At 49.1% G+C, this 22,997-nt stretch carries 25 protein-coding genes and 1 pseudogene; 11 read left to right on the forward strand and 15 right to left on the reverse strand.

The genetic code is table 11. The features are described 5' to 3' along the window. The first annotated feature begins 102 nt into the window (after positions 1-102). Both PAG01S_RS13560 and PAG01S_RS13565 read left to right on the forward strand, forming a co-directional pair. Positions 103-708, forward strand: coding sequence for a hypothetical protein (locus tag PAG01S_RS13560; protein WP_062759052.1), 606 nt, complete (start codon positions 103-105; stop codon positions 706-708). Between the two features lie 371 nt (positions 709-1,079). Next, entirely contained in the window at positions 1,080-2,084 is a 1,005-nt protein-coding gene (locus PAG01S_RS13565; RefSeq protein WP_062759054.1) for a DKNYY domain-containing protein, read from the forward strand. 219 nt (positions 2,085-2,303) lie between these two features. Here the strand turns inward: PAG01S_RS13565 and PAG01S_RS13570 are convergent, their stop codons facing one another. The 3 genes from PAG01S_RS13570 to PAG01S_RS13580 form a co-directional block, all read right to left on the reverse strand. Beyond that, positions 2,304-2,717 carry a hypothetical protein gene (locus PAG01S_RS13570; protein ID WP_062759056.1) on the reverse strand — a complete coding sequence of 138 codons (414 nt, stop codon included), beginning with the start codon at positions 2,715-2,717 and terminating at the stop codon, positions 2,304-2,306. A gap of 188 nt (positions 2,718-2,905) precedes the next feature. Further along, positions 2,906-3,436, reverse strand: a complete 531-nt coding sequence (locus tag PAG01S_RS13575) for a GDYXXLXY domain-containing protein (RefSeq protein ID WP_033768695.1) — start codon at positions 3,434-3,436, stop codon at positions 2,906-2,908. Next, positions 3,429-5,636: a DUF4401 domain-containing protein gene (locus tag PAG01S_RS13580; RefSeq protein ID WP_062759058.1), complete on the reverse strand. Its 2,208-nt coding sequence runs from the start codon at positions 5,634-5,636 to the stop codon at positions 3,429-3,431. The genes PAG01S_RS13575 and PAG01S_RS13580 overlap by 8 nt, the downstream gene beginning before the upstream one ends. Before the next feature lie 241 nt (positions 5,637-5,877). Here PAG01S_RS13580 and PAG01S_RS22250 point away from each other — a divergent pair, with 241 nt between their 5' ends. Next, positions 5,878-5,970: a terminase gpP N-terminus-related DNA-binding protein gene (locus PAG01S_RS22250; protein WP_371742424.1), complete on the forward strand. Its 93-nt coding sequence runs from the start codon at positions 5,878-5,880 to the stop codon at positions 5,968-5,970. A gap of 348 nt (positions 5,971-6,318) precedes the next feature. On the opposite strand, the gene PAG01S_RS13585 is transcribed toward PAG01S_RS22250, so the two are convergent. The 5 genes from PAG01S_RS13585 to PAG01S_RS13605 form a co-directional block, all read right to left on the reverse strand. Next, entirely contained in the window at positions 6,319-6,882 is a 564-nt protein-coding gene (locus PAG01S_RS13585) for a TetR/AcrR family transcriptional regulator (protein ID WP_062759060.1), read from the reverse strand. Positions 6,883-7,132: 250 nt separating this feature from the next. Then, complete coding sequence (locus tag PAG01S_RS13590) at positions 7,133-7,834, reverse strand: glutathione S-transferase family protein (RefSeq protein ID WP_010670628.1); 702 nt, start codon at positions 7,832-7,834, stop codon at positions 7,133-7,135. 496 nt (positions 7,835-8,330) lie between these two features. After that, positions 8,331-8,720, reverse strand: a complete 390-nt coding sequence (locus PAG01S_RS13595) for a hypothetical protein (RefSeq protein WP_062759062.1) — start codon at positions 8,718-8,720, stop codon at positions 8,331-8,333. Between the two features lie 328 nt (positions 8,721-9,048). Next, positions 9,049-9,258 carry a DUF6434 domain-containing protein gene (locus PAG01S_RS13600; RefSeq protein WP_062759064.1) on the reverse strand — a complete coding sequence of 70 codons (210 nt, stop codon included), beginning with the start codon at positions 9,256-9,258 and terminating at the stop codon, positions 9,049-9,051. Between the two features lie 312 nt (positions 9,259-9,570). After that, positions 9,571-11,211, reverse strand: coding sequence for a methyl-accepting chemotaxis protein (locus PAG01S_RS13605; RefSeq protein WP_062759066.1), 1,641 nt, complete (start codon positions 11,209-11,211; stop codon positions 9,571-9,573). 349 nt (positions 11,212-11,560) lie between these two features. On the opposite strand from PAG01S_RS13605, the pseudogene PAG01S_RS13610 reads away from it, so the two are divergent. From PAG01S_RS13610 to PAG01S_RS13620, 3 genes and pseudogenes are all read left to right on the forward strand, one after another. Next, a pseudogene (locus PAG01S_RS13610) lies at positions 11,561-11,882 on the forward strand (hypothetical protein); the annotation flags it as partial. Positions 11,883-11,902: 20 nt separating this feature from the next. Continuing rightward, entirely contained in the window at positions 11,903-12,280 is a 378-nt protein-coding gene (locus PAG01S_RS13615; RefSeq protein WP_062759068.1) for a cupin domain-containing protein, read from the forward strand. Positions 12,281-12,741: 461 nt separating this feature from the next. Then, on the forward strand, positions 12,742-12,984 hold the full coding sequence (locus PAG01S_RS13620) for a hypothetical protein (RefSeq protein WP_033768317.1): 243 nt from the start codon (positions 12,742-12,744) through the stop codon (positions 12,982-12,984). Positions 12,985-13,143: 159 nt separating this feature from the next. On the opposite strand, the gene PAG01S_RS13625 is transcribed toward PAG01S_RS13620, so the two are convergent. After that, positions 13,144-14,061: an arginase family protein gene (locus PAG01S_RS13625; RefSeq protein ID WP_062759069.1), complete on the reverse strand. Its 918-nt coding sequence runs from the start codon at positions 14,059-14,061 to the stop codon at positions 13,144-13,146. Between the two features lie 144 nt (positions 14,062-14,205). After that, entirely contained in the window at positions 14,206-14,415 is a 210-nt protein-coding gene (locus tag PAG01S_RS22645; protein WP_045139936.1) for a DUF6434 domain-containing protein, read from the reverse strand. A 343-nt stretch (positions 14,416-14,758) separates the two neighbouring features. Here PAG01S_RS22645 and PAG01S_RS13630 point away from each other — a divergent pair, with 343 nt between their 5' ends. Then, complete coding sequence (locus PAG01S_RS13630) at positions 14,759-15,409, forward strand: SDR family NAD(P)-dependent oxidoreductase (protein WP_062759071.1); 651 nt, start codon at positions 14,759-14,761, stop codon at positions 15,407-15,409. A 406-nt stretch (positions 15,410-15,815) separates the two neighbouring features. On the opposite strand, the gene PAG01S_RS13635 is transcribed toward PAG01S_RS13630, so the two are convergent. Next, on the reverse strand, positions 15,816-16,163 hold the full coding sequence (locus PAG01S_RS13635) for an ArsR/SmtB family transcription factor (protein WP_022624627.1): 348 nt from the start codon (positions 16,161-16,163) through the stop codon (positions 15,816-15,818). Between the two features lie 51 nt (positions 16,164-16,214). On the opposite strand from PAG01S_RS13635, the gene PAG01S_RS13640 reads away from it, so the two are divergent. Both PAG01S_RS13640 and PAG01S_RS13645 read left to right on the forward strand, forming a co-directional pair. Next, complete coding sequence (locus PAG01S_RS13640) at positions 16,215-17,207, forward strand: threonine ammonia-lyase (RefSeq protein WP_170933462.1); 993 nt, start codon at positions 16,215-16,217, stop codon at positions 17,205-17,207. Between the two features lie 205 nt (positions 17,208-17,412). After that, positions 17,413-17,853 (forward strand): GNAT family N-acetyltransferase, encoded by a 441-nt coding sequence (locus tag PAG01S_RS13645; RefSeq protein ID WP_022624629.1) that lies wholly within the window; start codon positions 17,413-17,415, stop codon positions 17,851-17,853. A gap of 152 nt (positions 17,854-18,005) precedes the next feature. Here the strand turns inward: PAG01S_RS13645 and PAG01S_RS13650 are convergent, their stop codons facing one another. After that, positions 18,006-18,626, reverse strand: a complete 621-nt coding sequence (locus tag PAG01S_RS13650; protein ID WP_010670640.1) for a protein phosphatase CheZ — start codon at positions 18,624-18,626, stop codon at positions 18,006-18,008. Between the two features lie 328 nt (positions 18,627-18,954). Then, positions 18,955-19,638: a hypothetical protein gene (locus tag PAG01S_RS13655; RefSeq protein ID WP_062759075.1), complete on the reverse strand. Its 684-nt coding sequence runs from the start codon at positions 19,636-19,638 to the stop codon at positions 18,955-18,957. 631 nt (positions 19,639-20,269) lie between these two features. Between PAG01S_RS13655 and PAG01S_RS13660 the strand changes: the two genes are divergently transcribed. Then, positions 20,270-20,599: a hypothetical protein gene (locus PAG01S_RS13660; RefSeq protein WP_050679995.1), complete on the forward strand. Its 330-nt coding sequence runs from the start codon at positions 20,270-20,272 to the stop codon at positions 20,597-20,599. Here PAG01S_RS13660 and PAG01S_RS13665 read toward each other — a convergent pair. Further along, positions 20,571-21,392, reverse strand: coding sequence for a DUF4225 domain-containing protein (locus PAG01S_RS13665; protein ID WP_045139932.1), 822 nt, complete (start codon positions 21,390-21,392; stop codon positions 20,571-20,573). The two genes, PAG01S_RS13660 and PAG01S_RS13665, sit on opposite strands and share 29 nt — an antisense overlap. Before the next feature lie 435 nt (positions 21,393-21,827). Between PAG01S_RS13665 and PAG01S_RS13670 the strand changes: the two genes are divergently transcribed. Further along, positions 21,828-22,139 carry a cupin domain-containing protein gene (locus tag PAG01S_RS13670; RefSeq protein WP_010259799.1) on the forward strand — a complete coding sequence of 104 codons (312 nt, stop codon included), beginning with the start codon at positions 21,828-21,830 and terminating at the stop codon, positions 22,137-22,139. Here the strand turns inward: PAG01S_RS13670 and PAG01S_RS13675 are convergent, their stop codons facing one another. Next, complete coding sequence (locus PAG01S_RS13675) at positions 22,140-22,877, reverse strand: alpha/beta hydrolase (protein ID WP_062759077.1); 738 nt, start codon at positions 22,875-22,877, stop codon at positions 22,140-22,142. It lies immediately after the preceding gene. Positions 22,878-22,997 lie beyond the last annotated feature (120 nt).

Raw genomic sequence — 22,997 nt, forward strand, 5'->3', positions numbered from 1 at the left:
GACTGACGTCAGGCTAATTTCCGCTATGAGCGAAAAGCGGAACATTAAAAATAATGACATTGTTCAGACCCCATATCCGCAGCTGACTAAAGTGAAAATAAAATGAACAAAAGCAGTCTTAAAGCGTTTTCCCTGTTACGTGTTCTGACGTTGACGTGTGTGCCCATGTTTTTACTGGGTTGCGCCAGTGCACTTTGCCCTTTTGGCACCACTGAAGGCACGGTACCGGACTTTAAAAATAGTTACTGGAGATCCACAGATAAAAAACCGGCTAAGACTAATGAACAAGTCCTGGAGGAATGCACCCATGCTGCCGATGCTGAGGAGCAACGCCTTTCGCAGATCTATCTGCAGATGTGTAAAACCGGACGTTTAACCGCAGAAAATCAACGATTTGCACAGAAATTACTCGGCAATCCACTCTATTCTGGCCTGGAACCAGTAAAAGCCGTCCCCCAGCATCAATCAGATGATTCAGTTGAAGCTCAGCTGAAATGGTCGATGTCTTATAGCGATAATCCTCAGGAGTTCAAAGAAAATTGTGGCTCTTACATTGAAAATAACGCAGCGGAACGGTCCAGCACCATGCTGGGTTTACAGGCGGGCCGTTACAAAGAGCAGGTTTTTAAACAGTGCATGGCAGAAAACCATATGGCGCTCATTGTTCCAAGGACTGAATTCAGTCAATGCAAGTCGATAGGGTGGTAAGCAACCACAGGCCTGACCTCTATACCAGGCAAAATATAATGTGTCCGCTAAAACTCATCATCTATTTATGTCTGTAAACCGGGTTCATTAGCCGTGCCCAGCACACCGGAGTTTTTAAACCTGCGCCACCAGACAAGTAAGCATGGGAAGATGAGAAAATGATGACACTGAAGATTTACGCTCCGTACCCCAGAGAAACAGTGTTATGTGGGCAGATATAAAATTAAATGCGGGCTATGCTGCAGAATGCATGATCCCGGAAAAACATTAATTATGTTGAATAGCGTTCATGCCAGGCGGCGCGCTTGCCGTTTACCTTCGGTCTGCACTATCTGATGTGATACCAGGATAGCGGTTAAAGGGAATAACACATGAAGTCAAACCATAGTATCTTTGTCAGGATAGGGTTAATTACTGGAGTATTTCTGATTTTTATTTTCTTAAAATATATTTTCGATGTAAGTCGGCCAATGCAAAGTGATGTGCGTGGCAGGCCTGTCCTTAATGTCTGTAGCGAATCTGTTCATGGTAAATTTAACCAGAATGGTGAGAGAGATAACTTATTTCAGGTAAGTCAGCAATGTTCAAATGATATAAGGCCTGTTTTCAGTAACTATGTATCCATTAAGAACAATATTTACTGGGTGAGTAAAATTAATTACGAACACTCTCCCTGCATTACTGGGACGGGCGATACTTCAGGTTTAATTTATAACATCACTTCCTGGGGTTGCTTGACAGCAAAGCCCATGCAGGTCAATAAAATAGAAAAGCGCGATCTTTATTTAGTGGCTAAATACTCCTCTACGTTTCGACCGGTTGATTACGTTAAGACTACCCGGCCATACTGGCAATCGGAACAATTAGCCAGCTACGCGCAAGATGAATCGTCTGTATATTTCCGGAGCGAGAAGATAAAAGAGGTTAACCCGGAAGATTTCCAGGTTATTTTTCCATTTGGTAAGGATGATAAATGGCGTATTTACAATGTCTTCAAAAGTAATGGCTCAACCTATGTCGGTGGCTATAATGTTGGTGATTTAGATCTGAGTAAATTTCATCTTCTTTCTGTTGTCTCCTGTCCGGAGCATGGGCTCACCAGATGCACGGGATATAGCAATCCAGATACCTTTTTTCGTGCGGGAAACTGGGGGCGCGGAGTGATTGGTCACATCGGGAATGATGTCATCTTTTTACAGCCTGAAGTGATCAGTCGCTTTTCAAATATGGCTTCACCAGACATGTTTATGTTTGCGTCATCCGAGCGTATTTATCTGTATACTTACAGTAAATTTTACGAAGTGGTTGAAGATGAGACAGGATTACAAAAGAAACTTGTCGAGATGGATAAACAGTATTTCGAGCAGAATCCATGATTATCTGGCAGGCAAAATGTGATCACGTGTTGTCACGTGAACATTATCTAATTAACATCCAGGTGAGTCTGTAATTAAAATTGCTCACATAGGGTTGGAAAACATGGGAATTCCGACACCCTGGACTCACCTGTTTCCATATGTCTGGTTGAAAAATGATACCATTAGTTCTTTTCATTAACGGTCCTGCTGCCCCGATCCTGATTGATATGATACGCATCAATCCCAGTAAACCAGATAAGCAAGTGCGGCAGCTGAACAGAAGGCATAGGGGCTTAAAAGCAAAATATCCGAATAAGGCGTTTCACATATCCTGATAACAGGCCATGCCAGTACAACCAGCCACATGAAGAGCGTAGAGCACACGATAAAAAAGCTCCCCTTCAGGGCAGCGTCAGGATAAAATCGCTTTGAAATCATCGCTAATGGCATGCCGATTATCATTGAGCCCATCGTGGTGCCAATAATACTCACCATAACGATGAAAAAATAAGTAAAAATTAAACCCATTACGGGTGTACTGCTTTTTCCCAAGGAAAGATAGGTTAAAACCAGTAATGAACCCACGACACTACTAAATATTGCTGATATCACAGATATCCTAATCCAGTTGTCGTCAATAATGTTCGGCATAATTTTCTCTATGTCTGAGCAGCTATATTGATGCAGCTTACTCGCTTAAATTTTCGGCACGGGCTTGATCGCAAAACAGGCTTCCGGCACAGCATCCTTTTGCTGACCTGTGACGGGCATCCGGCAATAAGGACATTAAGGCCGCCTGTCAGGGTATTTAGCGCCAGGCCAGTGAGCGTCTCGCATCCTTAAGGCTGAATCGCTTTACCCTGCTCATCAAGCAGATCCGTCAGGAGAGCCGTTCCATCGCTTCCCACCCGAAATGCCCCGTAACGCGCCTGGGCGAATCTGTCGGCATGACCTTCCTGAAAGAAATAAGCGTTAGTACCGACGGTCAGCGAGCCATAATGTTGATGGTATTTTACCCGTAGCTGATTCGGCTGCAGAGGTTCACCCTGATCAAAACGGGCCTGAGTCGCATGACGCTGCGCATCGAGGTCAACAATCAGGGTTCCGCTGGTGGGCAGGCATGACGCTGACAGGGTCGCGCCACAGGACTCAGCCTGTTGATACAACGTCAGTTCCAGTGGGCGGGTGAGGGCATAATTCAGCGCCATGTAATCACCCTGCATCAGGGATCGCGGGTCAACCGGGGCAAGAGGTAAAATCATGACCGCGCCTTGCTTCAGCAACTGCTCTTTTTGCCAGATACTGACATTGACGGCTATCAGCGCCAGCGCTATCACAGCGCCAGCCAGCCATCGGCTCTGTTTATGCATTTTCACTGGCACCTCCGATTTGTGCAGGTAATACTTTTTTGACTCCCCATGCCAGCCCCAGTAAAACCAGACCGCTGACCAGCAGCAGCAGGGATTTCTGCAGCAGAATTACCTCCAGGAAGTAATACCAGCCAATGACATACAGCACCATGAAACCGCCACTCATCACCAGCAACCCCAGACTTCCCTGATAACGTGCCATCAGAATTAACCACAATCCCAGCCCTATACCTGGTGCATAGAGGGCGGCAGCCCCGCAGATAAGTGCAGCGGGCAGCGTGATAATCGAAAACAGCGGCTGGTTGTGCCTTTTCTGACTGAGCGCACTCAGCACTAAGCCAGCCGCGATCCCTGTACCAGTCGCAGACTGAAGCGTGGAAAATTGCGATGCTGACCAGAGGAAATCCGTGAGATACGCCGCGTTTATCCCAAGGAAACTCAGCAACATCAGACCACACGGGATGCCATACAGCAGAGGATGTACCGCGTCAGCATACGGCCCTGCCTGTAACCTCAACTGATGACTGACAGTCCACATCCACAAAAATATAACCGCCGCCACCAGTACGGACACAGCAAGTCGCGCAGCCATCGGAGACAGGCAGATCCGGGCCAGAGAGTAGCCCGCCAGCACCAGGAAAAAGGTCAGGGCAGTGATGGCCATAAACCGATAAGTGCGGTCGGGGATCGCCATCGCCATTGCGGCCAGGATCGGCAAGGCAGTCAGTGAACTCAGCATAATAAAGCTGACGTCATTGCTCTGAATTTGCAGCAGAACACCGGTTATCAGCCCGCACGTTGCCGCAATCGCCCATGCCAGCCCGAGGTGATGTTTACCGTCACGCTGACTGCTTAACAGGCCACGTGCAATGGCGGCAAGCAGCAGCGAAGGAATAATAAGGGTGGCAGCATTCGGGTCTTCCAGCAGATCAGTGGCATAGAGCATCAGTATCATCAGTAACAGAATGATGATCGCTGCCACCCAGCCTCCGACGCTTAGCGCCAGCCTCAGATACCAGGGCAGGTCGGATGCGTGACCGCGCTGCTTAATTTCCTCAACCTGCGAGGCGCTCAGCAAACCCTGCTGACGCAAAGTGTCTGTCAGTAAGGTCAGCCTGGCCGGAGCCAGATCGATTGGCCCCTTTTCAACCAGTTTGCGTTGCCATTTCAGCAGAATTGAACCATTTACCGCCACCCAGAATGCCATCAGGATGCCGGTTAAAAACAGATCACCCGTATCGTAGGCTAAAAGAAATAACTGCATAATTAGCGCACAGCCAACAATGGTCAGGCTGGCGATGCCCAGCGTCAGCATGCAGAGATCCGGATAGCGGTAACGGTACAGGTAATAACCTGCCAGCAGGGTGATCACCCAACCGCCCGTGATATAAGGAAGGTGGTCACCGCCGGCCCAGTCAGAGAGGTTCCCGGCCACAATGGCGGTCAGCTGAAGCAGTAAAAATCCCGCCATGATTCGCGAGAACCAGCGGCTTGCCAGCCAGCTCTCGGGCTGATGCGTTATCGCGCGCCACGCCAGCGCTTCCCTGACAATCAGGCAGGCTGCCAGCAACGCCAGATATGCGTAGAGCACAGTGGTCGGGAGCCTGGCTAAACTGTCAGACGCGGCGAGATCCAGCAGTGATGACGGCAGGGTGTTGTAATAGAGCTGGAACGCCAGATTAGCGACCAGCCAGCTGCAAAACCACAGGCTGTTTTGCCGTGTAATCAGCGCCAGCGGCAGAAGAACGTATAACCAGGCCCGGAATAGCTCCCAGCTGTCAGCACCGGTCTGATAAATCTGTCCATACAGCGCAAAAAGGGCACCGAAGCTTAGCCCTGTCGCCAGTAATGCGTTGCGTGCCAGCGTGCTGTACCAGCGCCACCAGACAACCACCGCCAGCGCGACGATCAACAGCTCGGCCAGGGCAAATTTCGCCATTTTCGGCAGCCAGGCCCAGTTCCAGGCAATAAAGAACACCGCTCCGGCAACCAGAGACAGTAATCCCAGACAGGAAAGAACCGGGATAAGAAACTGACGCCACTGAGCATCGGACGGTCTGATTCCACAGAAAGCAAAGATACGCTGGCAGGTCTCCGGGGTCAGGCTTCCTCCTTTCAGCAGGCGTGCGATCTGGCGACAAAGATACTCTGCCGTCCGTGACGGCATCCCGGTGATGCCATCGGGTGCAAGCTCCCTCATTCTTTCCCTGCCTCTGTTAGCGGTATGACTTTGATGATGAAGTTAACGGCTGTTCTTCCCTGCGATCAATCCGCGTGTCGGTCAGTGACGCTCTGCTGAGCGGCCGATAATTTTGCTGAACAAATGTAAACATCTTTTCCAGGATATAACAGCGTAAATCAAAGGCGAGGGGGGAACTCTGCGCAATCTGCCGCATTATTGTGATCAAATGGTGTCGCGGCCGTATATGGGCTGCGTGAACATGACATCCGCCCCCGACGAACGCGATCCCCGCAGGCAGGCTTTACTGCTGTACTCTCAGAGGTACCGCATCACCCGCATTGCTGAAAGGTAAGAAGCGTAAAGATTATCGGGTGACCGAGCAGGGGACGCTTACGGTTGATGATAAGTTGATTGCCACGACTATTGGCCAGAAGCCGCTAAAGAAACCGCAGTCGGACAGCAAATTGTGGATTGTTAGCTGCCTGAACCGCTGAAATAAACGATTTCCTGAACCGAGGTTTCACCCCTTTATCGCAGGTGATGATGAGACACGGCGTAATACTTTTACCCTGGCCCGTCGCGCATTGATTCAAAAGGGTGAGTTCCTGAGTGGAAAAGCACATACGCTATCGGGCACCGCGCCGCATTGGGCGCGCGTGCAGAAAACTGCCCATTCGCTGAATCGGATTGCGGGCAGTTGCTATGCTGGCAGAGGTCCAAAGGCGCGGTATGAATCCACCAGTGAATCAAAAAGCGAGATATCTGAGCGACTTCTGGCAATAAGCTGGGCACCAGCAATGGCCGTGAAAATTGCACGTGCTCTGGATTCACTCTCACCTGAATCGCACACCTTCGCAGCCACCAGAAGTCTGTTCAGCCATGCAATGTTTACATCAGCAAACTTCTGTATTTCTGCATTCATTTCAAGAGGTAAGGTCTCTTTTTCAGCGCCCATGAAACTGCCCAGGCAGAGACGATTTTCGGCCTCAAGTGATCTTCGGAAGATTTCAGGAAAGCGACGCAGCGCGTCAATGGGTGACGGGCTTTCTGATTCGATCATCTCGAGTGCGAGCGCACCGTCCTCCCAATATCGTCTGGCAACGGCAATACCCAGCTCGGCTTTGCCTGGAAAATAGTAGTAAATACTCGCCGCTTTGATACCCACATCCTGCGCGAGGTCGCGGAAATTCAAACCGTTATAGCCCTGAGATTGGGCAATTTTCCTGGCCGCCTGCAAAATGGCTTCCCTGGTGTTGACGCTCATCTTGATGCCTTTGGTATTGGGATGATCTCTTAAATAGAGAATGCTAATTTACAGCAAACGCTTACCGGGTGACAGGGTGATTGCCATGGAAAACAGTAAGTTCAATGCATCCAGGGTGCTCAGGCAGACGTAATTCCATCATGGTTTAGCAAGTAACATCAACAGCCGACGCAATCATAAGCACTCTGGTCACCGGGAAAGTCAGTAGATAACGAACCCGGCGTACCGGAGTTTACATTGAGTGGCGCTATTACCGGGCTGGCGAATCCAGCTCGGGAATGCCGCTGTTGCGATCGGCGTAGGCCGCCTGGAAGGCAGGACGTTTTGTCCAGCGCTGCCAGTACGCATCTAAGAACTCAAAACGCTCGTCCAGTGGAGTGGCATTGACCGGGAATTTCGAGAAGGCGATCGCGGTCGCCAGAGTAATATCCGAGAAGGTCGGCGCATCGCCGCCGAGCAGCCATTCGCGGCCGTCTGACAGATGGCGATTAACCAGCGCGGCGTGAGCCAAAGCTTCTTTACGGCAGTGTTCACCCCAGGCCTCATTTTTGGTCAATTCCAGCTTAAAGCCGAGGCCGGTGTGCAACACGTGGAACGCTGTAACGATGCGGTACAGGATATGCACCCACACCCGGTTATCCCACATATTATCCAGACCCTGTTCCAGTGCGGTTTCTCCCATAATCTTGCGGCCCGGATACTCCTGATCAAGATAGCGAACGATGGCAGCCGTTTCAGAAATATAACTCCCGTCAGCCAGTTCAAGGGTAGGCGTTTCGCCCCACGGATTCATATTTAAATGTCGCCAGCCACGCTGCTCTCCTCCAGGAGACATGTCATAGATTGTCTCGGCAAACTGGTCAGCGATGCCCTTTTCATGCATGAAAAGCCGCAGGCGCTGTGGATTAGGAAAGGCCGAAGGTGATGTAAAAAGCTGAAGTTTAGCAGTCATGGTCGATCCTACAGGTTGATGGTTGGGGTATCTAACTAACGTTAGGTAGGCAAACATTAGCGGGCAAATCAACACACGTCAACACCGGTCTAACACTTGTTAGGTTAATTTTTCGGTGATCTTCATGCTTGATACGATATTTCAGCGGAGGCATAGCTGAAGGAGGGGGACAATGACGCCCGAGGGTTGAAAAATGCAAATGAGTGGAGAGGCTCGATTCAAACGGTTTTTCAGGTGAGTTGCATTTTTGCAATTAATGTCGACTGGTTGCCATTCGGGCTGCTGGCCAACAGGAAGAGCCGGCTGATAGTCCGGAAGCGCAAGGGCCACGGGGTGAGGTAGTAGCGGTTAGATCAGCCCATGAAGCCGACTGGTGTCGGCATCATCACTGGTCACAAAAATGAGCGGCCGCTGTGAGCGAGGAGCGGACGTTCTCAACTCCAATAGCTACATGACTAAAATTGAGTTGTCTTGATCAACGGAGTGCCGATCATAGTCACTTTAGCTGGTTCAAAGGATAAGAGTTAGTAGTACTTGAACCGTCACTGTAGAGTTCGGTAATAATAATCTTTTTACCATTAATAGCATATTTGACCGTACTGTCTGCAGGATCATCCCGCCAGCGACCGGTGCTCTCAGGATTGTTAGATGCCCACATAACTTGATCACCTATAAGTTTGCACTTAATTGCCCAACGGGTGCCATCGTCCTGCCGGATATAATGGACATAGGCAACACCTGATTCGACTTTATCCAACTGCATGATCTTATGGTCACGGCCAAACATTGCAGCAGAAGCAGCTTTGCAAGCCTGACCAACTGTGACTTCAGAAGCCTGTGCTGGCGCAATAAAAACCAGCGAGATAAGAAGTAAGATTTTGTTCATATTGTTCAATCCATGTATTTACAGAAATAATGGTAATTGTATATTTCGGCAATCTAAAGCGTTTCTTGACAAGAATTTAGCGTTGCGTTGACAGGACTGATCAACTTAGTCCCTGTGTAATCTCAAATTCTGTCTGAGTATAAGCTTTATTCTTGTTGTGCAGCCTAAGCATGATTAGCAATCCTATAGTGCTAAATGCTCATATCAATGGAATCATCTGTTCCCCGTTGAACAACACAGATTGTTGTTAGCCACGTCCGCTTCTGGCACAAAGCGGACATCTGCATCAGGCAATATCCGCAAAGAGCAAAGACCGGACGTTCCTGCCCTAAAGTTGATGTCTGCGTTTCCACTCATCAACCACATCGCCCAGATTTTTTGGTACGTCATTTCGTATCCAGGCCATAAACTCGCGATCAAACCGGAAATCTGGACCGCACTCATTCACCATGAAACGGCGAACGTTTTGTGTGTTTTTGTAGTCTTTATCCACGATTGTAAAACGTGTTAATGAAGAACTATGCCAGTCGATATTCATTTGTTGGCTCCTGTTTTAAACAAACGAAAGCAGCGTTCGAATTTAACACGCTGACTTTGAAGTTCCCGCTTCTGGCACAAAGTGGAACTCATGAAGAGTCAATAAGTCAGCCAGGGTGAAATCAGGTCTTAATACCGGAGTCTCGGAGACCTGACTGACAGATATTCATCACATTATCTTCTTAACAGCAACACTACTGCTCCTTCCTGCAGGCTCGTCTGTCAAAGATAGTTATATTCGCGCAGGCCTGAGGTTTGACAAAAATGATATGAATAAAGGAGGGGGCTGCGCCCTCCAGGACGCAGCCAGCTATCAGAAAGAGGTCCAGTTTCCGTCTGTATCAGCAGGCGCTTCCTTCTTAACTGCGGCTGGTGAAGATACGATTGCATGCCGGGTGGCTGTGGGATGTGAGACTGTAGCAAGCGTGAACACTGACACCGACTGCAGCAGCAGGGATGCCTGTGCCTGCAGGCTCTGCGAGGCCGACGCCGATTCTTCGACCAGCGACGCATTCTGCTGCGTCACACCATCCATCTCCGTTACGGCGATGCCAACCTGCTCAATACCACGGGCCTGCTCGGCACTTGCAGCGGTAATTTCCTCAACGGTATCACTTAACTGACCGACCGATGACGCTATATCCGCCATCGTTGTCACAGACCGGCTCGCCAGGACGCTGCCAGCACTTACGCTTGCCGAGTTTGCCTCGATCAGCTGACGGATCTCACCGGCCGCCGTGGCGCTGCGGCTGGCCAGCGTACGAACCTCTCCGGCGACCACGGCAAAGCCACGCCCCTGTTCGCCTGCGCGCGCCGCCTCTACCGCCGCATTAAGGGCCAGGATGTTGGTCTGAAAGGCGATACTGTCAATCACAGCCGTGATTTCCGCAATCCGGCCGGAGCTTTCACCGATAGATTTCATGGTTCCGGAAATATCGGCAGTCACTTCGTTGCCCTGACGGGCGACCTCTCGCACGTTAATGGCAAGCTGTGCCGCCTGACGGGCGTTGTCGGCATTGTTTCTGACCGTCACACTGAGCTCGCTCATGGTAGCAGCGGTCTGCTCAAGTGCGCTTGCCTGCTCCTCGGTACGCTGCGACAGGTCTGAGTTCCCCTGCGCAATCTGAAGGCTGGACGCAGCAACGCTCTCCGCATTCCGGCGTACCGTGCTGACGGTCTGCGCCAGTGAATCCTGCATCTCCGAAACCGCAGCCAGCAGCCTGCCGGTTTCATCCCGTCCGTTAACGCGCACAGGCTGACTTAAATCGCCACGGGCAATTCGCTGAGCTGCACTAAGTGTCTCGTTCAAAGGGCGGATAATGCTGCGGGTGATGAGCCAGGCCGCTACTGAACCCAGCAAAATTGCTGCGATACTCAGCAAAGCCAGCAGAACGGCAGAGCTACGCTTCTCACTTGCTGCTGCACTGCCGGCCTTCTGCATCTGCAGTTCCTGAAAAGACACCAGTTCCGAAATAGCCTTCAGATAGTCGACCTGTGTCTGATAGCGAGGTCCCAGCAGAAGTTGTGCGGCCTCATCACGCTTACCCGCCATTCCCAGCGCTACAACGTCGTCCGAAAACGCCAGATACTGACTGCCGGTGCTTTTAATTAACGCAATCAGCTCACGGCTTCTGGGCGCCTTTAGTGTGGCGTCGACCTGGTCAACAGATGCGGTAATTTTGGCATACACCTTGTCATAATCTTTTTTGAAAATTGCCTTCCGGTCTGGCGTCTCCACCAGGACAATGTTGCGTACCAGCCTGCTCAGGTCAGTTGAGTAATAACGAAGACCGGTTGCAGCTGATGCTTTCTGATAGCGGCTGCCAGCCAGAGTTTCAGCGGTTTCTCCCAGCGACTGAATGCGGGTAAACCCGGTCCCTGCAACGATGACAAGAAGAAGAAGGATAAAGCCAAATGCCAAGCCGAGGCGTATGCCGATTCTGATGTTGTTCATGACGCTCCTGTCTGAAATTACTGTTAGTTGAAGCAATACATTGAGAAAAAAGGGTTTTAGTTTCGTATGTCAGGTGTGGAAGTTCAGAGGTTTCAGGGGGGTGATGTATGCGGTTTACGCAAAAAAGTCTGGCTGCAGGGTATGCGTATCGATGCACTTTCCTGTTTTAATTTATATGGATTAAAAAAAGTGCTTATTCGTTAAATCTGGTGACAGTTAAAAAAAACCGGCGCAGGGGACGTAAGGCCGGGAACCACGTCACAAAGGACAAAAGCTGTCGGCATACAGGCAATCATGCCGACAGCTTTAACTGGTATCGGCAGGCGTGTCAGAAACTTTATCCCTGATAATAGCCAGCTACTACCGGGAGAACATCAGCGGCACAAAACTTGACCGCCCGGAGCTGGGACGCTTACTGATGGACAGTCACCACAATGATATTTTACTGGTCGAGCTGGCTGACTCGGCGTCAGCGGCAAAAACAGGGGATTGAACGGGCGCAGACACTGGGTAAATATCGGGGTAAGCAGGCAGACCGGGAGCGGCACCAAAAAGTAATGTACTACCGACAGGTTAAGAAATTAAGTATTAAGGAGATTGCAGAGACAACCGGGTATAGTTGTTCTCAGATATATCGCATCCAGTCGCTGTATCTTACAAATCAACCATAAAATAAAATGGAGTGAGAAATATGCCAGAAATAAAAAAAGTAAATTTAAAAAATTCCTTCGGGAAGTTTACTGAGAATTGGAGCCCAAGGATCGGTGGGGATATAAACGATTTCCAGATAAAACTGGCAAAATTTGAAGGAGAGTTTCACTGGCATCACCATGAAAATGAAGATGAACTCTTTCTGGTTACCCGTGGGAAATTGCGCATGCAATTACACGCTGAAGATGGCGGTGATGTGGTTTTGGTGGAAGGAGAATATATTATTATTCCCCGGGGAGTTGAGCACTGTCCTACTGCGGAGCCAACGTGTGACGTAGTTCTGCTTGAGCGAAACAGTACTGTAAATACTGGTCATATTGAAAATGAACGTACCGTCCATGAACTAAAATCAATTTAATTAATGTATGTGATTCATACATAGTACGGCGAGGCCTGCAGTATTGCCACAATGCAGCTACCGCTAGCATCGCAGACAGCAGAAAAACCAGCCAGGCTGCGATATCTTTTTGCTATCTCCACATCCATCTCTCATTTCAATAAACGCCCTGGCGTTGAAGTGGGAGTATTTACATCGATTTACTAACGGGTAACAGAATAAAAGCTTACCCATGCTTAAAAATTAGTCTTAACGTACAATGTTTTCCGTTTTCCATACGGAGCCCAATAACTCTAGTGGCGGAAGGCGGACTGACGGCAGGCTAAGGTCCGTTATGAGCGAGGAGCGGACATTTACTGACGACAAATAAATATTAAACATAAAGTCCCAGTACCGAGCCGCGTCAGAAAGGCTCCACTGTACAAAATTAGGCTGGTTCAGATATGTTACTCCCTAGTGCAACCCTATTCACGGAGTACACCATGCCGGAGTTCTGTTTTTTTAAAAAGGGCAAGCATATCGCCGCCCTGGAAAGAACTGACGCGGAAAAATCTGCTCAACTGGCCAGTGACGGCTGGGAAAAGCAGTTTGAAGAGGTTCGCGCTGCCGATGCTGAAAGTGCGCTCACCAGGCTAGCGGACATGCGGAAAGAGGAAGTCACGACGGAGCGAGCTTTCGTAACGGGTTCTGTATTCAGCAGTCTCCTAACGGTCATTCTCAAGTAACGACCAGCTGGCAGCGTTGTATGACTCTGCCAGCCCCTTGCTTTTAACATAAAGCTATTATGCCTCTTCTGTTTCTGGCACAGAACGGACTGTCTACCTCGGCTAAAGGTCCGCTTTGAGCGAGAAGCGGACGTAGTAACCGCATTGATTGTAAGTGGGTCAGGTATTGTTAGTTATGCTTCTGAGCATGTCCAAAATGAGCTTTGCTGCTGTCCCTTCATGATCTAAATCAGGATCATAAATGGTCATTGTAATGCCACAGCAGCGCATATTTCTGAAAAGTTCGCGACAGAGATTTACAAGTGTTTCAGAAGACAAACCGGGATTGCCGGGACAATCAACTGCAGACATTTCAGAACTGTCCAGGACATCCATATCAAGATGAATCCAGTAGGGCATTTCAGGAAAAATGTTAAGCCGCTCGAATATCACATTGATGAGATGATGATCAGGCAACTTAAGCGCGTCAAAAATAGTTATACGCCGGATATCAGTGCCTACAATGTCAGGCCATTCATAATCTTCCAGGAGCGACTCACGCTCTCCCAACTGAATCACTGCGTCATCCTGAACCAGGGATCCTTCGATACCGGGCCATGCAGTCAGTAATGGCTCTCCCCGACCGGTAACGAGTGCCAAATCCATTCCGGCCGCAGCGCCTGGTCGTGCTCCTGGTTCTCGCTTCCAGTTGCCGGGATGACGGAAATCGCTGTGGCCGTCAATATGCACAAGTGCAAGTTGCCCTAACTGACGCCTGCTGCCCAGCAAGGCTCCGGGCAGGATGGCGCAGTCGCCTCCGATAACAACGGGCTTTAAGTTGCGATGATGCGCCGCCTCTACTTCATCAGCCAATCGTAGATTAAGTTGTCTGAGCTTGTGACCGTTCAGGATATCAGTACCTGGCTCACATTCAGGACTGTATTCAGGGCAGGGAACAGTAACAAAGTTACAAGAGGGAAACATTTTATCGAGTCCGTGGTGCATGAGAACTGCTGGCGCACGGAATGTGCCCGGTATGTGCCCTTCATAAAGAGGGTTGAGACCAAGACTAGACGGGACAAGAATTATTTTTTCCATAAAAAACCTGATTTTAACTGGGTTGAGTACCACAGAAACTAAGCTTTCTTACGAAACAGCTTTGTCGCCGAGATAAAATTCGAGGTGTTAACCTGTGCCAGAACGCACAAGGTTCGCTATAAGTGAGAGGCTGACATCCATATTTTAACGTTTATATCGCCGTTTCCACTCATCTACGACATCACCCAAATTCTTAGGGGTAGCATTACTTATCCAGATCATAAATTCACGATTGAATCGGAAATTCTCTCCACACTCTTTGATCATAAAACGGCGAACGTTTTGTGTGTTTTTGTAATTTTTATCAATGATGGTCGAACGTGTTAGTGAGGAGCTATGCCAATCAGTTTCCATTTTTCCAGTTCCCGTAATGAGTGGTTTTAAATAAAAATTAGTACTCCACTTTAGTCAGGGAAGCTGAAATTTCTCAAGGTCTGCTCCGGGAAAAAAGCGGTCTGAAACGCGGCCCCATGCCTCCAGTGCGTTTTAACCTGCCACAACCCGTCAAAACAGAGGTGCGCTTGTTAGCCGAGCTCAATATCGACTGGCGGGCCTGCTACTGCAGTCAATCGAGCGGTTCAGGCATTGACTGGACCTTTTTCAGGAAATCCACAAAAGCGCGCAGAGGTGCTGAAATAAAGCGGCTGGGAAAGTAGAGCCAGGGACCTTCAAATTCGGGCCACCACTCCGGAAGCAGATGCAGCAGTTCACCCGTCGTAAAGCAGGGCTGCAGCCAGTTTTCAAAGACGGCGACAGCCGGTTGCTGTCGGAAGGCATTAAAGTGCGGCTGGCTATCATTGACGTGAAAGACCAGAAAAGTGTTGATGCGGCCGTCGGGCAGATAAAGTCAGAAGATGGAAAACTAGATGTGCTGATCAATAATGCGGGTATTCCCGGAACCTGGCCCATCGCGCCTGAGTCGCAGAGCATCAGCGATATTATGACGGTGTATAACACCAACGTTTTCGGCGTCATCAGAGTAACGCAGGCTTTTCTGCCGCTGCTCAAACTGGGTGAGGAACCCCGGATTATCATGGTCAGCAGCGGGCTGGGATCGCTGGAATGGGTATCTGACAAAGCGCATCCCTACTCTCAGGTAGCGGCACTGGGCTATACCAGTTCCAAAACGGCATTAAATGGCGTTACGGTGGCATTTGCCAATTCACTGTCTGAGTATGGCATCAGCGTAAACGCAGTTGACCCGGGATATACGGCCACCGATTTTAACGGACATACCGGTTATCGAACTGTATCCCAGGCGGCCAGGGGGATCGTCTGGCTCGCTGCTGAAGTATCCCAGACAATCACCGCAGGATTCTTTTTGGATGGAGAGCGTGCACCCTGGTGAATCTCGTCTAATAAAAGCATTCCACCTGCCTGAATGGGGCAGGTTGGTTGACGGGTTGCGGCAGAACGCCAGGCGTGTCGTGCGCAGTCGGTTCTCAAATATGTCCGAATCATCCTGAAGGAAAATAAGCGGCTCAATGTTTCTTAGCGCATCTGAATGTAATTAATGGCCGCCTCAGGCACGGATCGTACAGAAAGTTAGGTCATAAGGTCCGCTTTGAATGAAAAGTGGACCCAGACCTACAGGCTGGTCATCAGCCGGGGTAGTTTCTGAAGTTAAACGGCAGTTTTGCAAAAAATGACAACAGATAACGATGACCGAATAAATTTATCTGAAATGCGGTCACGCCACGAGCGAGATACACACACACTGGATTTACTGCCCTGTAAATACACATACTGACCAATTATGGCTGTTCAGGTGAATCAGTCGCCTGCTTCCCATATCCAGACAACATTGCCGTAGCTTCATCCATCCGTTGTCGATCAAGTTTATAGAACACCCAGTTCTTGATACGTTTCGATGTCACAATCCCAGCCTTAGCAAGAATTTGCAGATGGCCTGTCACGGTGGGCTGACTCAGACCAATTTTTTCGGTGATAAATCCGACACACACACCATCCTTAACCAGATCGCCGTCCTGCTGCACCGGAAAATGTGACTCTGGATCGGACAGCCATTCAACAATCACGAGCCGATGCTCATTACCAAGGGCACGAAAAATATCGGCCATTAATGTCTTTGAGTTGTGCATATAGTCAATCGCCTATATAGTCATTTTCTTATATAACTTTAGGGGCATACTATGACAAACCACAGACAAAGGCTAACAGACAGTTTCACGCTGAAAGATATTTATGCCGCTTCCGGGCGAATTAAATCAACAGTATGCAAAACTCCACTGGAGCCTTCCCACTCGCTGTCTGCTCTTGTCGGGACGGAGGTCAGGCTTAAGATGGAAAATCTTCAGCATACGGGTAGCTTTAAGCTGAGAGGTGCTGCAAACGTTCTTGCCAGTCTTAATGCAGACCAGCGACGTGCCGGCGTCATCGCCCCGACGGCAGGGAATCATGGTTTAGGGCTTGCCTGTGCGGGACATGCGGCAGGCATACCCGTATCCATATTCTTACCGTTTTCAGCAGACCCGATTAAGGTTTCTGCAATGAAAAGTTATGGTGCGCAGGTTACGTTTTTTGACGACATTGAAGACGCAAGGCAGGAAGCCATTGTCGCAGCGCAACAGTCCGGCGCAACGTTCGTCTCGGCCTATAATAATCAGCAGATGATTGCCGGAGGCGGCACCGTCGGTCTGGAAATCATGGAAGACTGGCCAGACGCTGACGTTATTCTCGTGAACATTGGCGGCGGCGGGCTGGCCTCCGGTATCGCAACAGCCATCAAGGGCATAAACCCTGCAGCCGAAGTGTGGGCAGTGCAGAGTGAAGCAAGCCCGACGTTTGAGCGCTGGAAAGAAGCTGGTGAGGCGATCCCTGTGGAAATATCGTCGTCAATCGCCGAAGGCATAAGTGGCTATATAGAGCCTGAAGCGATGACCTGGCCACTTATACGCGATCGTGTCGATCGTGTTCTTCTGGTTTCAGAAGCCGAAATTAAAGCAGCGATGCTGTTAATGCTTAATCTGCACAGCCATGTTGTAGAGCCTTCAGGCGTACCCGCAGTTGCGGCAGCCATCCGTTATGCAAAAGAACTGAGCGGGCGTAAAGTTGTCTGTGTGGTGAGCGGTAGAAACATATCGGGTTCCCGCTATCTCAAATTAGTTAATGAGGCGTCACTATGAAGAAACAGAGCGGAGTTAAGGTCGGCTGAGCTCATATTGCACAACGTTCTTATCATAACGGCTTCATTCATTACGCAGGCTTTGAGGTAGTGCCGCCTTTGACGGCCTGCCGTTTAACAGCCTTTTCGCTTAAAATTCTATGGTTCGTTTAAGGGAATGTCAGGCATCATCAAAAAATATTTTTGTCATACAAGGAGTAAGACTAATGAATATAAATATAAGAACAGCCCGGGCTTCTGATGTTGACAGTATTTTCGAAGTCAGAACCTCAGTGCTCGAGAATTATTTGAGTCGTGAAGAAATGCGTCAGATGGGGATCACCGAAAGCGTCGTGGCGGATATGATTGAAAAGAATTTATGCGCCTGGGTTGCGGCTGAAAGCGAAAAAATAGTCGGCTTTTCAATGATTTTACCGGATGAAGGCTGTCTTTTTGCGGCCTTTGTTCTCCCGGAATATGAAGGCCAGGGGATAGGTCGCAGGCTGGTTTTTCTCGCCGAGCAGGAATTATTCAAACATCATGAGATTGCCTGGCTGGAAACCGATAAAAATAGTCGCGCGGCGAAATTTTACATGCAGCTCGGCTGGGGCAATAAAAAAGAGATTAACGATACCGATATCAAACTGGAGAAACATCGCAGCGCGTAATCCACTGCCATTTTCATAAACGTCTGCCTCTGGCACAAAGCGGACGTTTAGCCAAAATAACATCTTTGCTGTCAGCAAGACCGATTGGGTGGCCTGGCGAAAACGCTTTAATCATTAATCGTCCGTTCTCAGAGCGATTTTATTACGTCGGCTTACATTCCCAGACTGGCCAGCAGGTCGTCCACATCATCCTGACTGGCAGGAGTCTCTGGTGCGGAGGAGGGTTTAGACGGCGCAGTGCGCTCGGCGGTGCTATGTGAGCCGGTATTATCGCGGATGACCTGTATCAGCTGCTGCTCAGCCTGATTCAGCACGGCCATCATAGCCTGCACAATCTGTCCTGTGAGGTCCTGGAAGCCCTGTGACATCATAATCGCGTGCAACTGCTGTTGCGTCAGACCCGTGACACGGGGGACATCATTCAGCAAGGCAACGGTATCTGCCGCTAATGCCTGGGTCTGTTCTTTTTCTAATGGCGTCCCCGATGTGGCATCCCAGCGTTGCGAGAGTTTCTCCGCTTTTTCTCCCAGATCGGTTTGCAGAGGCTGCGTGATTTCCACGCTGTTGATTACGCCCTCTGCTGCTTCGCGGGTCATTGTGACGACATAACCCAGCCTTTCACGGGCGTTAGGGATGCTTCCCGCCACATCGGCGATGGTTTTATCAAGCCCCAGCTGTTGCAGACTGTCGCGAAGCTGCCGCAGGATGAAGCCAGCACGCGCCGTAATTTCGCCAATTTCCTGATGCTTACTATGGGTGTCGGATGGTGACATGGATGTTGTTTCCTGCGTACAGAGTTTCGATACCTGAGGTTATCGGCAGCTCGCGGCGGTTTTTTAAATTTCCTGAGGTTTTTACTCGTGTAAAAAGTGACATGATGTGAATGAGGCACCACAGGGCTAGCGACATCAGGTTTGTAAAAGACAGAAAGTGTTGCGCGCAGGCCCTGTTTTTTCAGCCGGAGGGGGTTGTCAGGTATAGAGCGGAATGTGTGCGGGTTAATGACTGTTATGAGCGAAAAAAAGGGCGTATTACCCACTTTTGAAACGTTTACGCGAGGACAGGCAGTATCTTATTTATCATGTAATTTCTTCGTCTTAATTAATCCGCCAACGGATAACATTTTGTCCAGTTGTAGTTAACCCTCGCCAGTTTTAATTCTCCATCTACATCCCCAAAATTAATGGTCTGACGTCCATAAATAAACTCACGCACGGGTGCAGGTAAAAAATCAGCGCCGTAGCGCAGAATCGTGCTGTGCCAGAAGGGTGCCGGTAATGGGCTGCCGTTATGACGCATCAGCAACTCATTTTTCCAGTGCGAATCCAGAACTTTTTCGCAGAATAAGTGGCGCATGGCTATTGCCGAACTATCAGGGATCCCTGCAAGCAATAACTGACTGGGCAAAGCAACTAACCGCAGATCTCTGATAACAATTTTTATCGCATCAAATTCGCTCCAGATATTCGTCAATTCATCGATTTTTTCGGGCAATGACTCGTTATTGTTATAGAGCGGCAGAGTCAGGGGCAGGAAGGTAAAATGGAAACCCTGTATGGGCAGAATATCGGCAAGGGGATCATCCTTTGTGAGCTGCTGTAATTCACAAATAAGACGTGAGACATCAAAGGTCACCGGCGGCTGAATGCCCGCTGCAAGAGCCAGCCTTACAGGATCGTAGTAGTTCCCCTCTTTAACAGCCCCAACTCCTGCATTTTCCGACCAGATGGAGAGGGTGTTCTCGTTGGCAGAGCGATACAAGCTTTCCAGATTTATCGATTTCATTACAGACCTTTGGCATTGGTATGAACAGAGGCGATTCGTCATTAATAGTATTTCTGTCTGGTATTTTAGGCTATTCGATTAATTTTTAAGGGATAATAAGGATTTGAGAAGTGAGTTGTTATTACTGCCCATAACTTATCAGGCATATCCCCTTTGCTGACCGCAAACATATCACCATATGTTCAACGTCTCGCACATCTTTAAGGATAGCGTTGCGTCGATTCGTCCAGTTCACAGGAGATGGCGAACGCAGTCTACCCGTACAGTGGCCACTGATGACCAGTTAGCGACCAGATTTAAACGATTGTATTACATGGTTATTCATGGTCAGGATGACGGGTCAGGGCTGGCTGATGAGTTGGCAATATCTCAGTAAATGCCAACAGTATCTGGAAATCCCGATTAGCCGCAGCTGTTTCGCGGTCAGGATTACATCCACAAGGGGCACTATCTGATAGATCAGGAAAATCGCACTGGTACATCATGCTGATCCCAGCTAACCACCCGCTCTGTGGATAATGGACGTTTACAAGTATCACGCGACAGAAAGCCTGCACTTCACGGGTTTTTTAGTGCTGTTTTCAGGTAAACTTGCTTAAGCTATTCAGGTAATTTTTAAGGATGAAAATCTATGAAAGTGAGTGAAAAAGCACTACTGGAATCCGGCTTTAGTCATGCAGATCTACTAAAACTGAAAAACAATATGGCTAATTATGGTGGCTCACTGGATTCCATGATCCTTGATCTTGCTAACCGCTTTAACGCCTCAAAGTGGATTACTATTATTGCCTTTATCATACTTGCTCTTACGCTGATGCTGGCATCCGTAGATACCAGCATCACGCTGGCGGCCACACTTGCGATTGTATTGCCTTTTATATGGTATTTAGCCCCAGCAAAGCTTGCATACAAGTCATGGCGCTATCGCAGAATCACGGCTCATTCAGAGCAGCATCAGTGACATACATAAGGTCAAATATGACCTTAGCTTTAACACCATAACCGACTATATTCATTGTGAGTTTTGGACGGCTCATAGTGCTGACTTTCCTGAAATAATCCGCGGGCAAATATCTGAACAGACGCCAGGTTCCAGGGCGTCTGAACAGACCGAATACGCTATAGGCATTTGCAACAAGCGAGATTGATTTATAGATTCCCAGCCCGCTATCAGGGCTGAACCCCATGAATGCAGCAGTGGACATAGCGGCATCAGCAACCAATCCTTCAGACTGTTTGTTATCCATTACATAGTGCGCAATTTCTTTGCTTATGCCGTTCGCACCATCAGTAACTAAAACTGCACCGGCCAGAACGCCCAATGGTGTCATAGTTCCTATAAGGGTCAGGCCAGCAGCTATTTCAGCCCCCGACAAAACTACATTTACAGCCGAAATGACATACCCGACAATTTTATTATTTTCCCTGACGAACTCCACTTTGGCATAGAGTTTCGCCGTTTTCATGCGCAGCATTCTGTCCTGCTTCTGAAGGTTTTCCGTTTCTTCCCTCAGATTTTTAATACAGGCTATGCATTCTTCTTCTGATTTTGCACGTCGGGCAGACGCAAACTGCTGCTCAACCAGATCTCTGATCTCCTGAACAAACTTCACCTGAGTCATGCCATTCGAAAGATGGACTGAGGACACATGATTAGCTGTATTAATCAGCTTTCTGGCCTCAAGGTTAATCATTGTTTCAGCCCAGTTTTTACTTCTGCCTGAGCGCATCATTTCGATCAATGCTACATCCATTTATCTTCTCCCTGTACATAATATCGCCGATAATACCCCCTTATTTACAGGTGTAAACCGTCGTTACAGTTGAAAATATGTTGCTTCGGATAACACGTTAGAGGATGAACTATCAGGATTTATTTCAAATGATCGTGGCTCTCACATTTATACAGAGGCCATTCGCATGACAGCGAAAACCGACCCAAAGCGAAACTCATGCAATTGAGATCGCCAGCGCATCGGCCGCGTTACGCTTTATCAGCATGTCGCGCCTGTCTGGCTAAGTCAGTAAAAGAGGGCAGGTCATACTGATTGTCACAACCCCGCTCTGCCCCTAAACGGACAACCAGAGGACAGATCAGGACAACAGATGCCTGACGTATAGAATCGATCAACTCTCTCTGATATTGATGATGTCGATGGCGTTAAATCACTCCTGTTGAGAGAGCTAAAATGAATTTTTATTGCAGTAAGGAATTTACCGGTTCGAAGGCCTGGGACTCACAGCATATTGCCAGCTTCGATAATGTCAGCGTGAAACTTCACTGGACCGATCAGCCTTATAAGTGGCACATCAACGATGGTCAGGAGGTTTTTGCTGTCATGGATGGATGCGTTGAAATGCAATATAAAGAGCAGGGCGAAGTTAAAAGCCGGGTACTTAACGCTGGTGATATTTTTTATGCCAGTGAAGGGACAGAACATATTGCGCGTCCACAGGGCGTCGCCCGCGTGCTGGTGATTGAAAAAGAGGGATCGGTTTAATTAAGGTGATTCATTATCTGGCTGAGCCAACAAGCCAGTGACAAAACGGGCGATCTCTTCTCCCAGATTGAGAAGAAAGGCGTCGCGTGATGGGTGGGTGTCAGTGATATGCGGCGGCAGGATGTTCATGAAGGTGAAATGCCCGGCATCTTTAACCACGCAAAGTTTTGTCTCAGTTCGATTATCTAATTCTTCTTTGATGAACAGCGCTTGCGATGGCGGTGTCAGGGTGTCCTTCTCGCCAGTCCAGATCCTGACCGGCACTTTCACGGAGGCGAGGGCCGAGGGTGCTCTGAAAAAATCCGCAGGTGGCGCTAACAGCACCAGTTGATTCAAATCCTGTCTGCCTGCATATGTCACCTTCTCTCTGGTGCGAGTCCAGGCCGTCGCCCCGGCGTGCATCAACAGAATCACGGTGCCGAGTGAGTGCCCGACGCCGGTAATCGAGGCATAATGTTGACAAAACGCATCGCGGGCGAGGACAAGTCTTTGGCTGCGTTCCAGTAAGTCAGCCTTTGAGGGCGTGGAAGAGGTTAACCGTTCGAAATGGGGCGCTACCACTGAAATACCATTGCGGCTAAAGGTCTGCAGAAGCTCAAGATGACGCAATGGACTTCCGCCAGCACCTGCCGCAAAAAGGATGCAGTGGCTGGCCTCATTCACCTTCAATAACGTGACGTCAAAATTCCTGTCGGCATGCCTGATGACAGAGGTTTCCCCCCTGGTGTTGTTAATCATAAAGCCGACTCCCCGCTAAAAGGTCAGTCTGGAGATACTAACCTGTTCCCGGTGAAACGATAAATTTCCGTCTGCTTCTGGCTCCAGACCACCGTTACGCAAGGCGCCAGCAGCAGATCA

This window comes from Pantoea agglomerans NBRC 102470 (genome assembly GCF_001598475.1).
GTDB classification, from domain to species: Bacteria; Pseudomonadota; Gammaproteobacteria; order Enterobacterales; family Enterobacteriaceae; genus Pantoea; species Pantoea agglomerans.